General features: G+C 31.8%; 10 protein-coding genes. 7 read left to right on the top strand and 3 right to left on the bottom strand.

Annotated elements, in window-relative coordinates; all coding sequences use genetic code 11:
- Positions 1 to 80 precede the first annotated feature (80 nt).
- The 3 genes from EYB29_RS07125 to EYB29_RS07115 all read right to left on the bottom strand — a co-directional run bounded on the left by EYB29_RS07125 (position 81) and on the right by EYB29_RS07115 (position 3,428).
- Positions 81 to 1,556 (bottom strand): aldehyde dehydrogenase family protein, encoded by a 1,476-nt coding sequence (locus EYB29_RS07125; RefSeq protein WP_166626989.1) that lies wholly within the window; start codon positions 1,554 to 1,556, stop codon positions 81 to 83.
- A gap of 18 nt (positions 1,557 to 1,574) precedes the next feature.
- Complete coding sequence (locus EYB29_RS07120; protein WP_166626988.1) at positions 1,575 to 2,744, bottom strand: iron-containing alcohol dehydrogenase; 1,170 nt, start codon at positions 2,742 to 2,744, stop codon at positions 1,575 to 1,577.
- Positions 2,745 to 3,119: 375 nt separating this feature from the next.
- Entirely contained in the window at positions 3,120 to 3,428 is a 309-nt protein-coding gene (locus EYB29_RS07115) for a hypothetical protein (RefSeq protein ID WP_166626987.1), read from the bottom strand.
- 145 nt (positions 3,429 to 3,573) lie between these two features.
- Between EYB29_RS07115 and EYB29_RS07110 the strand changes: the two genes are divergently transcribed.
- The 7 genes from EYB29_RS07110 to EYB29_RS07080 all read left to right on the top strand — a co-directional run bounded on the left by EYB29_RS07110 (position 3,574) and on the right by EYB29_RS07080 (position 13,019).
- The gene (locus EYB29_RS07110; protein WP_166626986.1) at positions 3,574 to 4,068 is read left to right on the top strand and encodes a BglII/BstYI family type II restriction endonuclease; all 495 of its coding nucleotides are present in this window, start codon (positions 3,574 to 3,576) and stop codon (positions 4,066 to 4,068) included.
- A 263-nt stretch (positions 4,069 to 4,331) separates the two neighbouring features.
- A complete protein-coding gene (gene dcm / locus EYB29_RS07105) occupies positions 4,332 to 5,570 on the top strand; it encodes a DNA (cytosine-5-)-methyltransferase (RefSeq protein WP_166626985.1) in 1,239 nt (412 codons plus the stop codon).
- 46 nt (positions 5,571 to 5,616) lie between these two features.
- On the top strand, positions 5,617 to 8,403 hold the full coding sequence (locus EYB29_RS07100) for a Z1 domain-containing protein (RefSeq protein WP_166626984.1): 2,787 nt from the start codon (positions 5,617 to 5,619) through the stop codon (positions 8,401 to 8,403).
- 4 nt (positions 8,404 to 8,407) lie between these two features.
- Positions 8,408 to 10,474: a hypothetical protein gene (locus EYB29_RS07095; protein WP_166626983.1), complete on the top strand. Its 2,067-nt coding sequence runs from the start codon at positions 8,408 to 8,410 to the stop codon at positions 10,472 to 10,474.
- A complete protein-coding gene (locus tag EYB29_RS07090) occupies positions 10,467 to 11,387 on the top strand; it encodes a hypothetical protein (protein WP_166626982.1) in 921 nt (306 codons plus the stop codon). Before EYB29_RS07095 ends, EYB29_RS07090 begins: the two co-directional genes overlap by 8 nt.
- Positions 11,388 to 11,391: 4 nt before the next feature.
- Positions 11,392 to 12,090, top strand: coding sequence for a DUF6339 family protein (locus EYB29_RS07085; protein ID WP_166626981.1), 699 nt, complete (start codon positions 11,392 to 11,394; stop codon positions 12,088 to 12,090).
- Positions 12,090 to 13,019, top strand: a complete 930-nt coding sequence (locus tag EYB29_RS07080) for a restriction endonuclease PLD domain-containing protein (protein WP_166626980.1) — start codon at positions 12,090 to 12,092, stop codon at positions 13,017 to 13,019. Before EYB29_RS07085 ends, EYB29_RS07080 begins: the two co-directional genes overlap by 1 nt.
- Positions 13,020 to 13,033 lie beyond the last annotated feature (14 nt).

The following is a 13,033-nucleotide window of genomic DNA, read 5'->3' as shown; positions in this document are numbered from 1 at the left end:
TATTCTAAAATCACATTGAGGAGCACCCAACATTTAACTGTTGGGTGCTCCTCAATTGTTTAGGGGATTTTTTCTAGTGTTTAACTTAAATCCATCCAAACTGATTTAACTTCAGTATAATTTTCTAAGGCATAAGAACCCATTTCTCTACCAAAACCTGATTTCTTATAGCCTCCAAAAGGTATTGCTGGATTAGTAAGGTTATAACAGTTCACCCATACAGAACCAGATTTAATTCTATCCGCCATATAATGTGCATTCTTATTACTTTCAGTCCAAACGCCAGCTCCTAGTCCATATGGTGAATCATTTGCTTTCATAATAGCTTCGTCTAGCGTCTCAAATTTTTGAGCTACGAGTACGGGCCCAAAAATTTCTTCCTTTACTATAGACATATCATCTGTAACATCAGTGAAGATGGTAGGTTCTACAAAGTAGCCTTTTTCAGAATGACTACCTCCAGTTAGTAGGGTTGCTCCATCATTTATACCTTGCTGAATGTAGTCTTTCACACGATCTTGTTGTTTTTTTGAGACTAATGGCCCCATTTCTGTATCATCTGCTAAACCATGCCCTTGCTTAACTTTTTTAGCATAATCAGACAGTTTACTTAGAACTTCATCATATATATCTTTATGAACATATAATCTTGAACCTGCACTACACACTTCTCCTTGGTTAGCCATTATTGCTGCAAATGCTCCTGGAATTGCTTTTTCTAAATCTGCGTCTGGAAGGATAATATTTGGTGATTTGCCACCAAGTTCAAGAGTGACTCGTTTCATACTATCTGCTGCTTTTTTCATGATTGTTTGACCAACAGCTGTCGATCCTGTAAAAGCGATTTTATCGACGTCTTCATGTTCAACTAAGGAATTTCCAGCTTCACTACCAAATCCAGGAACTATGTTCACAACACCATTTGGAAAACCAGCTTCTTTAATTAGTTTAGCTAAATAAATTGCAGATAAAGGTGTTTGTTCTGCTGGTTTTAATATTGCTGTGCATCCTGTTGCTAGTGCAGGTGCAAGTTTCCAAGCGGCCATCATAAATGGAAAATTCCAAGGAATAATTTGTCCTGCGACTCCAACAGGCTCGTGTTTTGTGTAATTGAAAGATGCACTACTTACAGGTATAGTTTGACCAGTGTTTTTAGTAGTCCAACCTCCAAAATATTGGAATTGACCTATGGCATTTGGGATATCATTTTCTAGTAATTCTTTTATGGGTTTCCCATTATCTAATGAATCTAGTTCAGCTATAATTTGTTTATTTTCTTCAATCAGCTGAGAGAGTCTAAACATTAAATTCCCACGTTCTAAAGTGCTAATTTCTGACCATTCTGGACTTTCAAAAGCAGCTCGTGCAGCTTTAACGGCTTTATCTATATCATTTTTTCCAGCTTCAAAGATTGTGGCAAGTACCTCACCATCAGCTGGATTGATTGAGTCGAAAGTTTTACCTGATTCTGATTTAACAAACTCCCCATTTATAAACAATGGCACCGTTTCTTTTAAGAATTCTTTAGTTTCCGGAGATAAATTAATTTGTGTCATTTTAATCCTCCTAAATAATTATAATGCTTTATTAAGAATACGTTTAATGTCATTTAGAGAAACTGATCTTGGGTTTGGTTGCATGTACAAGTCATCATTAATAGCCATTTCTGCTAAAGTATCTATATCTTTTTCTTCAACTCCAATTTCATTTAGTTGTGAAGGTATTCCCACTTCCTCAGTGAGTTCAAAGACTCTTGCTACTCCAGCTTTTGCTGCTTGCTCGACTGTTAGTCTGACAGTATCAACCCTCAGAGCATTTGCGATATCTGAAAATTTCTCTGGATTAGATACCCAGTTGTATTCTAAAACGTACGGTAAGAGAATTGCGTTCACTATACCGTGAGGGGCATCATACTTTGCTCCAATTGCATGCGAAATTCCGTGAACTAATCCCAAACCACCATTAGACATACCAATACCTGTTGAACAACTTGCCTGAACCATATTGTTCATAGCAGTTATATTATTTGTGTTTGAATATGCCTGAAGAATATTATCTCCAATCACTTTTACAGCATGTAAATTTAAGGCGTCTGTAATTACTGAACCATTTAAAGAGACATAGCCTTCTATAGCATGCGTAAGTGCATCCATGCCTGTAGAAGAAACTAAATGCCCAGGCATACCAGATATCAATTTACCATCCAGTACAGCTACTTTAGGGAATAAATCTGCACCAAAAATAAGTTTTTTAAATCTATTGTTGTTTTCCTCAACTGTTAATACTGTTGCATTTCCCCCTTCACTACCTGTACCTACTGTAGTTGGTATAGCGTAGAGAGGAAGTGGCGAGTTTTCATATAAATCAAAACCGAAGTATTTATCAAGTGGTCCATCATTTGTGAAGAGTATAGAGACAGCTTTAGCAGTATCTATGACGCTTCCACCACCAAGAGCGACAATCGATTTTATTTGATTACTTTTGTGATTTTCGTAAATGCTTTGTGTATTTTCAATAGTAGGATTTGGTTTTACATCATCAAAGATGTGAACTTCCAAATTAAGTGGTTGCAAAACTTCTAAAACTTGATCTAACATTCCACTATTTTTAATACCTTTGTCCGTGACTATAAGTAGTGGACTATCAGAGTCCTTCGAAAGTTCATCAGCGAGGTTATAAACAGAATCTGAACCGGTAAGTAACTTCGTTTGCGCTAAAAATTCAGTGTAATTTGTTGCACTCATTTAATTACCTCCTAAATATATCTATTGTCCCTAAACCATAGCATAAAGAAAATTAAATATTAAGCGCTTTCAATTTATGTCACGATATGAAAAAATTATAATTATTAATAATTAAGAATTTTCTGTTAAAAATAATTATAGAAGACCAATAAGATACCTTAAACTTTATAGTGCGCTGGTCTTTTTATTAAGGAAGTGAATTATTTAGATCGGAATCTTTTAAAAGAGGTGAGCATGGTGTTTTACTTATTACAAATTTTTATATTCTAATCAATCTAGATTTCAGACAAAGTAGGATTAGAAGAAATAAGATAGTTTTGATTATAGAATATTAGAAGAGTATATATAGTTTCATTATATGATGAAAAGAAGATGTTAAACCATCTTCTTTTTTCTTTGGGGTCTTGTTTTTACCAAGTAAATTTTACGAATTGTGGCATGAAGTTCATCATTAGGTTTGCTTAGAATAAGATCTTTTATGAATGATGTAGAGAGTATTTCTTCTTCAAAATTATATAAATTTCTTTCTTTATTAAATTCTCTTACTACTTTACTCATGCTGTTATGAATAGCATATTTCTTAATAACAAAAGTTCTTAAGTTATTTATTTCATAATTATCAATTAAATTAATGAAATTAGTAAGAGATTTTATTTTTTTCTTTGCATCTCTATATGAAGTCACTATAAACACCCTCCGAGCGTTTTTATATTAAGTATATTATACATAATTAAAAGATATATTAGTAACTAGCACTTCTAATATTTTACATAAATAAGACGATTTGATATATAATATAGGTTAATCAAAATTATGTCGGTGATTAAATATGGATTTTATTGAACATTCCCATAGGTATGGTAAAGAAATCATATCTGAAATGGATGGGGCAGCTCAAAAGTACAATGAACTTTGTTCAGTTCTTGAGAATATATCTGAATTAGATTTGATAAATACTTTTCAAAAGATAAATAGTGGAAAAAGTATTGCACGTACAATCAATTTTTTAATTAAAAATCGTCTTACTGAATTAGGTTGGGAAAGTGAAAGCCCAATTTTTAAAGACAAGGCGGTGAACGCTTCTACTAAGGATTGGCGTTTAGATTTTGTGTCGTCTCCATATTTTTCGGTAGAGGTTGCATTTAATCATAGCTCCGCAACAACTGTAAACTTAATGAAACCTGTTCTAGCATCTGAATTAAATCATGTAGAAAAGAAATTTCAAACTAGATTTGGAATAATCATTACAGTGACTAAAGAAATGAAAAGATTAGGTGGATTTGATAATGCTATTGGTACATTTGAAGGATATAGAGCAATGTAGACCTCTCATGAATCAATTAACAGTTCCTATGATAATTATAGGTATTGAACCACCGAAAACTTTTGATATTATACATAAAAAATCTGGTAATTCTACTAAAGGTTTCGTCAAGTTACATAGTGGGACACAACTTAAAATTTCAGAATATATTGATGATAATGGAGAGATAGTGTCAGATATAAGTTAAACATATTCTTTGATCTCCAACCTGCTCATATGATATAATTTTATGAAATGAAAAGAGCGATTTGGAGGACTTTAAAATGTCGAAATTGAGGGTAGTTGAACTCTTCGCTGGAGTTGGTGGCTTTAGATTAGGTTTAGATAATACAAGACAAGAGATGTTTGATACTGTGTGGGGGAACCAATGGGAACCAAGCAAAAAAGTTCAGCACGCTTTTGATTGTTACAATGAGCGTTTTAAATCAGGAGTAAAAAGTAATGAAGATATTGCAAAAGTTTCTGATAAAGAGTTACAAGATACTCAAGCGGATGTAATAGTTGGTGGATTTCCTTGCCAAGATTACTCTGTAGCTAGATCATTAAATGGTGAGTTAGGTATTGTGGGGAAAAAGGGAGTTCTATTTTGGGAAATTGTAAGAGTAATACAAAATACTATACCTAAATTTATTCTACTTGAGAATGTGGATAGATTGTTGAAATCTCCCTCCAAGCAGAGAGGTAGGGATTTTGCAGTAATGCTCTCGACCATAAATGAGCTTGGCTATGAAGCTGAATGGAGAGTAATTAATGCAGCAGATTATGGTAATGCTCAAAGAAGAAGAAGAGTTTTCATATTCGCATACCGGAAAAACATTAATTATGCTAATTCAATGTCAAATAATAATGCTGAGGATATGTTATATAATAGAGGGTTTTTTGCAAGAGCATTTCCAGTGGAATCGAGACCTTATAAAGAGAGAGTTTCTAGCACTGAACTTTCTGGTGATATTGTTCAAGTGTCAGACAAGTTCACTTTTAAATTCTTCAATTCTGGAATAATGAGGGACGGGAAGATAACGACAATTGATACTATTCCAATTTTCGAAAAACCAACTCCTTTAAAAGATATATTAGAGAGTGAAATAGATGAAAAATATATACTCGATGACCAAAAATTTGAGAAATTCAAATACTTACGTGGCGGAAAGAAAATCGAAAGAGTCTCTAAGGATGGTTATAAATATACTTATTCTGAAGGTGGGATGAGTGATGTAGACTCCCTAGATTTGCCCGGAAGAACAATGTTAACTAGTGAGGGGACTGTAAATAGAAGTACTCACATTATAGAGGAAAAAGGGTTTAGAAGGTTTATTACCCCAGTAGAAGCTGAAAGATTAAATGGATTTCCAGATAATTGGACTAACACGATGCCAGATAGAGCTAGGTATTTTTGTATGGGAAATGCATTAGTTGTTCCTTTAATAACTAGAATGGGAAATGAAATTGAAAATATAGAAAAAGTTTTCCCTGATAATCTGTCTCAGATAGAACTTTTTTAAAACTCATGTATATAATTGATGATTTGTAGGTAGAGGTGCTAAATAAATGAATGTTGAAGATAAGAAGAATGAGTATGCAATTGACCTTATTGAAGAATTTTTCGATAAACATAGAGATTGGAAAAAAATAGAGACTTTAAATGTGTTTGGGTTAGGAGAACATTTTGATACAAATTTTAAAATATTAAAAAACTCTGAAAAAATGGAAGAAACATATTCTCAGAATGAATGGTTTAAATTAGTATCAAGTGTACGAATTAGGAAAGAAAAGAATGCAGATAAAGATGAAATTATAGCACAAAGTAGTGTTAATAATGCTTCGATTTCAACTAATCCAAAATCTGCTTGGATGTTGTATAAAAGAAATTTGAAAGAGAAAGGGTGGGATAGAAATACTATAGATTCTATCCAAAGTTCATCTCTAAATATATTGAAATATTTAAGTAAGGATACAGGGAAACTTGGACCAATTAAAGGTTTGGTATTAGGTAATGTTCAATCAGGGAAGACTGCAAATATGGCTGGATTAATTAGCATAGCTGCTGATTATGGGTTTAATTGTTTTATAGTGCTTTCAGGAATGATTGAGAACTTGAGGAAGCAAACTCAAGACAGATTAGTTAATGATGTAGTTAATAATGGACAACTTGATTGGCAAATTATTGAACATCCCCATCCAGTAAGGCCACTATTAAAAACGGACGCAATGGATAATTTAGATTTGTCGTCCGACTCAAAAAAGAGGTATCTAAATGTTTCATTAAAAAACAGTAGTAGGCTTAATAATTTACTAAAATGGTTGTATTCAAGTAAAGCACAAGCAAAAAATTTAAAAGTTTTAATTATCGATGACGAAGCAGATCAGGCAAGTATTAACACTAAAAAAATGGATATAAATAGTGAAGAAGATAAAGAGAGATCAAGAATAAATGAATTAATCATAAACATGGTAAATGGGTATAATGGAAAAAATTTAGGAGCAGTTAATTATATTAGTTATACAGCTACGCCATACGCTAATGTCTTAAACGAAGCAGGAACAGAATCTTTATACCCTAAAGATTTTATAGTGTCATTGCCAGTTTCAGATGATTACATAGGGCCGAGAAAACTGTTTGGACTAACAGAGCCAGACGAAACTGAAGACCTTCCATTAATAAGAAATATTTCTCAAGACGATGTGGACACTATAAAAGATATTAACGAAGGTGAAACAGGTTATATTCCTAAGAGTTTAAAAGACGCCATACAGTGGTATCTGGCTTCATCTATGGCTATGATGATAAATGGACATAAAAGCCCTATAAGTATGCTAGTACATGTAAATCAAAAAATTAATTCTCATTCATACATGGAAGAGGTAATTTTAGATTACTTACATTCGGTTAAAACTAGAAATCTTGAAAAATTCTTATATGAAACCAAAATGGTCTATTTAACAGAAACTAGTGAATTCAGTAAAGAGGACTTTATTGAGGGTATGCCAGGTTACAGTAGAGATTCTAACGAAATACCCGAGTATCCATCTTGGCCAGAAATAGAAGATAAGTTGAGAATTCTGTTCTTTAGAGAAGAGGAGGAGTTTGTCTCAAAAATCCCTATGGAGCAAGATGGCTCTTTGAAGTTTCACAAAGGCATACACTTGTGTATCGATAACAGTGCAGCAAAATATAGCCCTAATGAGCATGTCAGAATAGTATACCCAGAAGGTAAAAACAAACCTAAGCATGCTACCTTATTTATAGTTATTGGTGGTAATACCCTTTCTAGGGGATTAACATTGGAAGGGTTAACAACTTCATATTTTATGAGAAATACTTTTATGTCAGATACCTTAATGCAAATGGGTCGTTGGTTTGGTTATAGAAAAGGATATGAAATTTATCCGAGAATTTGGATGAATGAAACAGCACGCGATAGATTCAAATTTGTAGCTCAATTAGATCAAGAATTGAGAGAGACTATAGAAGAATATGCTGAAAAAAATGCAACACCTAGTGATTATGGTGTTATGGTGAAAAATTCAGCTAATAATAAACTTATACAAGTAACTTCTAAGAACAAACAACAAGGTGCAGAACACACTGATTTGGATTTTCAGGGTATAAATAAACAAACTATATTATTTGAAGATAAACCAGAATTATTGAATGATAATATTGATATTACAAATGGATTTTTCAATAAACTTGGTAAACCGATTAAGAATGGTTCTAGGTTAGTTTGGGAGAATGTAGATTTTGAGGTATTAAAGACAAGCTTCTTAAGTAAATATTCAGCTCCCAAACAAGACATCATGTTTAGTAACTTAAAAGCTCTAGTGAAATGGTGTGATTCTCTCGAGGGTGATGCCCGTTACGATAGGTGGAATGTGGTATTGAGTTCTAAAGGAGAAATTAGAAAGAATCCAGAAAATTCTGATTGGGTGGTTCATGGTTATGGGGTAGCAAATGTGGATAGATCAGTATTAATAGATAAGAAAGGTAATCCAAGGTTGGTTAACATCGGTTCACTAAGAGCTCCACGAGATTTGCTATCAGACATCACAGAAGGAAAGGATAGTAAACATACCAGAACATTGAGTATGAAAGAAGTTCGACAAATTAGGAGAGATAACAACATTGATCATATACCCCAACTCGTAATTTATAGAATCAACAAAGATTCGAAGCCCAAGATAGTTGGTGAAAAAAATAAGAGAACAAACTTAGAATTCTCACAAGATATTATAGCTATAAGTATAATGATACCTGGAAAATCAGTAGGTCAAAATTTGGCGAAAAATTTGATGATCAATATTGATAACTCAGATGAAGATTATGTAGAGGAGTGAGGATTTGAAAGTACAGTTAACAAAACAAGAAAGAATGGGCGAATCAGGCCATAGTTTACTTAGACTATTACAAAATGAATCTCTTCCTTTAATTGATTTATTTATAAGAGAAGCAATACAAAATAGTTTAGATGCAACACTACCAAATCAAAAAGAAACAATAATAGATGTAGGTGTGAAAGAATTTAGCAATGAAAAACTATCAAAACAACTAGAGGGTATAACTGATATTTTAGTTTCTAGATATGGAAATGTTAATCCTAAGGCAATCTACTTATCAGATAAAAATACGTCAGGTCTCACAGGGGCCATAAGGGATGATGAAAATCATGATATTCAACAAAGTAAGATATATAAGTTAATATACGGTATATCAATGAACCAAACTCAATCTGGAGCAGGAGGTTCTTGGGGATTAGGTAAAACCAGTTTTTTTAGGCTAGGAAATGGTATTGTAATTTACTACACACGAGTAAAATTACAGAATGGAAAGTATGAAGAAAGATTAGCAGCATCTTTAATTGAAGAAAGTAATAAAAGCGATTCCTTGTTGAAAAATAACTCTAGAGGAATTGCTTGGTGGGGTTGGAAAACAGATAATGATAATTACTCAGATACATATCCAATCACTGATCAAACTGAAATACATGAAATTTTAGATATTTTTAATATTGAACCATATAGTGAAGATGAAACTGGTACTACAGTCATTATTCCTTATATTAATGAAAAACGAATTGAATCTCACGATATGAAACATGAAGATAATAACGAAGTCAATTCTAATTGGTGGGAACAAGACCTAGAATCAAGAATAGAAATTGCAATCCAAAAGTGGTATGGAGTAAGAGTGTTCAATAAAGATTACCAAAAATATTATGGGTCATATTTAAATGTTTCGCTAAATGGAAAAGGATTATACCCAAGTACTTTTCCAACATTTTTTCAAAAACTTCGTGAACTTTATAGTTATGCATTACGTGCAAAAGACGAACCCAATCTAGGTAGCGAGACAGATAATTTTAATATAAAAAACATAGAATTGAATAGAATGGCTTTAGAAAAAGACTCTAACAAAATAGTTGGAGATTTAGCTTATTGTACACTGGATAAAGAAGAACTAAGAATAGTTCCTCCAGACAATGAGCCACATCCATTAAAATTTTTAGGTTATTCCAGAGATGAAGATATTAAAGAGCTAAACTCGAATATTATTGCTTATACAAGAAAGCCGGCAATGATAATAGATTATGATGTAAATGGAACATGGTCACACAACTTACCAAGATTAGAAAACAAAATTGTATTAGGGATTTTCGTCCCTAGGAGTGAACAAGTTTTACATGAAGATTTCCAAAATGAGATAATGTATCTTGATGATTATCTAAGGAAATCTGAAAATGCAGATCACGCTTCTTGGCAAGATGTTATTGTAAATAACAAAAAGACTACCATAGTCTCTAGAATCAGGGGAAATGTTTCAAAAGTATTAAATGAAGAGTATGGAGATCGTGTCGAAGAAAGTAAAAATAGTAAAGCATCGATGTTAGGTAGAAAACTTGGAAATCTGATTTTACCTTCTACTAAAAAAGGAAGAACAGGGAAACCTGCCGTTGAGGGTGGGGGAAATACTGGAGCAGGTAATGCTCGTAACCGTAAAATATATTTTGAAATTTTAAGTACTCAAATTATTGAAGACAGTACTATGTTGGTGAACGCAAACCTCTCTCTAAACCAAGGAACGGCATCAGTTATAGATATAGATATTAATATGGGTACAAGAGTTTATAGTTATCATCAGTGGGTGAAAGATATGAATCTTAATTATCCTTTTGAAATCATAGATACAAAAATCCAAACAGTTAATGAAACAACTATTAATAAGAGTTTAATAGATTTAGATATGGATAATCTAGATGTTGTTCAAAGTGCTTTTTCTAATCCGAATAGAATTGAGATTGTTAATAAAGATGATGAAAAAGTCGATATAACACTATCAATTAAGGTGAAGGTAAATGATGGAACTATTAACCCGGTGTTCCAAGTTAAAGAGGTGAGCCATAATGATTAAAAACTCTTTATTTTTATACAAAACTTTAAACAATCAGTTGTTAGATAAGATTAATATTGAAATTATAGATACGACTTTCTCTTACGAAGAGAAAGGAGAAAATATAAAACTCACGATAGACAACAATGAATTTGAAAAATATTATTTGGGATCAGTACCAGAATATTGGGAGCCTGATGAGAAAGAACTTAATATTCATAGAACTTTTAAATTAAATAATGTTGAAACACTTTTTGGAGATGAAGGAATAGCACCTCATAATTCTAGTATTGCTTTAGGGGTGAAGATATATAGTAAATCAGCACAATTCTCCAAAAATATTGACTTAGGTTATGAACTTGATAATACAATGTCGGAACTTACTTTTGATTTTAATTATAGTTTTGCACCATCTACATTAAGAGGTAGTGTATTTATAGAAATATTCTTCTTCAGTAAAAATAACCAAACAACTAATTTAGGGTTTGCTAATGAACAGGGAATAAATTTAGGTGTAATAAATAATTTCGAAATAATTGTTGATGGTGATGGTGCTGCCTTCCCAATTGTAGAAGTACAGAGGAAGGGTGAACCACTTTGGAAGCTAGTGATGAATTGGACAGATTTAAATAACGAAAATTTTGATTTAGAAAACATTCGTTTAGAAATTAACGTAAAACATCAAATGTATGATTATATTTTTAAAGATGCAAAACCCTCAAGATTTTTATTATTTGAGATTATGACTAATGTAATGGCGCAAATTATATACAAAGCATTTAATGATAATTTGTATGATCCAGTTTCTGCAGAAGAAGAAAGTATTACTAGAGTAGTTAATTATTGGATTGAAGCCTATAGTATAGACACTAATTCTTTAGAAAGTATTAACTACAGTTTACAAAGTAATTTTGAAGATGAAATGGTGGGTTAATTATATGCAATGGGAATCTCTAAACTACAGTAAGAGTACCGCTGAAAAAAATTTTAATTTATTATTGAACAAAGGGCAAGATGGGTTGGCTTCTTTTGAAGCAAAAGATCAATATCAGACGTTAAGAAATGATTTTGTAAATATTCAAGATAAAGTTTTTGAAGAGTACTCACTTGATAGTTTAGAAAAGCAAGGCTATCTTTTAGACTTGAGTTTTGGAATTGAAATGTATCAATTATTAAATAGTAAATATGATTTTAGCCAAAGAGATGCTTCTAATGATGAAGTATGGCGATTCTTACAATTAGAAATAATCCCAGATTTAGTTTATATAAGATGGGGTGGATTTAACGCGGAAAGATTTTACTCTAGCAATAGAAGATTGTGGCTAAAATCTATTTGGTGGTATATACATCTATCATGGAAAAACAATGCGGACGAAACATTTGAAATTTTAAAAGGTAATTCTACAGATACTATTATGCAGTTAGTTGAAAGACCAGGGCAAGGTTATAATATGCAATTATACAGAGAAATTATGTACCAATACAAAGAAGAATCTATGAAATCCAAAGAACCAAGAGCACAATTTAGACAAGTATTAATTTTAAATAATGCTAGAATTCCTTCTATTAGTCCTGAATTATCCGAAGGTGAAATTACTGAATACGTTCACAGATTATTTAAGGATGTTAATGTTTAATGATCTATAAGTCAGACTTGATAAGTAAATTGTTAAAAGAACCTTTTGAAAATGGAAATGATGAATTAATAATAATAAGCGGTTATGGTTCTTCAAAATTTTTAGATGATATTATAACAAAGTTACCTGATATAAAGATTACTTTAGTTTTAGGAATGGCATCTCAAGGCATTCCTAAAATTGATTATGAATTATACAAAGAAATCTGTGAGAGAGATAATAACATAGTTGTTAAGTTCCAGTTAGAATCTCCACCCACACATATGAAAATATACCAATGGTTAAGAGATGGAAATCCGACAGAATGTTTTATTGGATCAGCGAACTTTTCTTATTCTGGATTTGTAAATAATAATGAAATTATGACTTTAGTAAATCAAGATTGTATGGATTTGATAAAAGAATTCATTGACAAATCTGTTTACTGTTTAAGTGAAGACTTATTGACAGACAATTTATTATTATTCAGTTCAAAAATACCTTTACAAGAACAAACTGAGAATGAAAGTAAATTAAGTAATATTAATAGAGATTTTATTACAAATCATCAACTTAAAAGATACGAATATGATGAGGAATACACAGAGGTAGCTTTAATTTTTAGCAATGGTCTTAATAGAGGATTGAGAAATAGGAATAATTCTTATTTAGATATTGACAAGAACCTAACTTTTTTTGACAAGTGCCTTCCAATAGGAGAAGAAGGTACAATGGAAATTGATGAGTTAAGACTTAAAGTTATTAGAAGTGGTCAATTTGGTAGACAGTTACATGTATTACATGATTATTATGATTTTTATTCAATTCTTTTATCGATACTCTCACTTGACAGTGATGATGTAATTGATTATGCTGCTCTAAGAAGGATGAATTTGGAAACAATTAAATTTAAATATATAGAACGAGGTCTAATCAGTTTACAATTGTAAATTGATCTAACAGA

The sequence above is a fragment of the Jeotgalicoccus sp. S0W5 genome, from assembly GCF_011634875.1.
In the GTDB taxonomy this organism is placed as follows: domain Bacteria; phylum Bacillota; class Bacilli; order Staphylococcales; family Salinicoccaceae; genus Jeotgalicoccus; species Jeotgalicoccus marinus.
This window is presented reverse-complemented; position numbering and strand designations above follow the sequence as displayed.

Excerpts from the sequence above, each read along its gene's own strand:
- EYB29_RS07125 (WP_166626989.1), bottom strand. The coding sequence starts at position 1,556 with ATGACACAAATTAATTTATCTCCGGAAACTAAAGAATTCTTAAAAGAA.
- EYB29_RS07120 (WP_166626988.1), bottom strand. The coding sequence starts at position 2,744 with ATGAGTGCAACAAATTACACTGAATTTTTAGCGCAAACGAAGTTACTT.
- EYB29_RS07110 (WP_166626986.1), top strand. The coding sequence starts at position 3,574 with ATGGATTTTATTGAACATTCCCATAGGTATGGTAAAGAAATCATATCT.
- dcm (WP_166626985.1), top strand. The coding sequence starts at position 4,332 with ATGTCGAAATTGAGGGTAGTTGAACTCTTCGCTGGAGTTGGTGGCTTT.
- EYB29_RS07100 (WP_166626984.1), top strand. The coding sequence starts at position 5,617 with ATGAATGTTGAAGATAAGAAGAATGAGTATGCAATTGACCTTATTGAA.
- EYB29_RS07090 (WP_166626982.1), top strand. The coding sequence starts at position 10,467 with ATGATTAAAAACTCTTTATTTTTATACAAAACTTTAAACAATCAGTTG.
- EYB29_RS07085 (WP_166626981.1), top strand. The coding sequence starts at position 11,392 with ATGCAATGGGAATCTCTAAACTACAGTAAGAGTACCGCTGAAAAAAAT.
- EYB29_RS07080 (WP_166626980.1), top strand. The coding sequence starts at position 12,090 with ATGATCTATAAGTCAGACTTGATAAGTAAATTGTTAAAAGAACCTTTT.